The following is a 340-nucleotide window of genomic DNA, read 5'->3' as shown; positions in this document are numbered from 1 at the left end:
TTCTCTACACCAGAGAAGATCAGGTACAAGTGCCACCTTAAATTTAGCTGGTCTGTACCAAGGACTGATATTGTAGTAAAAAAGGCTGGTGTAACATCTGGATTCTCCCACAACACAGCCTTATCTCAAGTGTCTAAAGCAGCATGTGAGGGTAAAGTTTTTCCAAGCATTGACATCCCAGGAAGTGACATCGAGAATTTTCCTGCTGCCTCTCCTGAACACTGTCAGGCCCTGTGCTCTGCTCATCATTCCTGCACCTTCTTCACTTATTCCAGTAATGGCAACAAGTGTTACCTGAAGGACAACAAAAATGAAATGGTGATGGTAGCCAAACAAGGAG

The 340-nt window shown here is 44.1% G+C and carries 1 protein-coding gene; it reads left to right on the top strand.

Going from position 1 to position 340, the window contains the following annotated elements:
• Positions 1-129: 129 nt before the first annotated feature.
• A partial coding sequence (locus H4O21_RS27050; RefSeq protein ID WP_368737590.1) for a PAN/Apple domain-containing protein occupies positions 130-340 on the top strand: 211 nt, incomplete at its 3' end.

The sequence above is a fragment of the Oceanospirillum sediminis genome, assembly GCF_014164585.1.
Lineage (GTDB): Bacteria > Pseudomonadota > Gammaproteobacteria > Pseudomonadales > Halomonadaceae > Oceanospirillum > Oceanospirillum sediminis.
The sequence above is the reverse complement of the archived record's forward strand: the minus strand, read 5'-3'. Positions and strand labels throughout refer to the sequence as shown.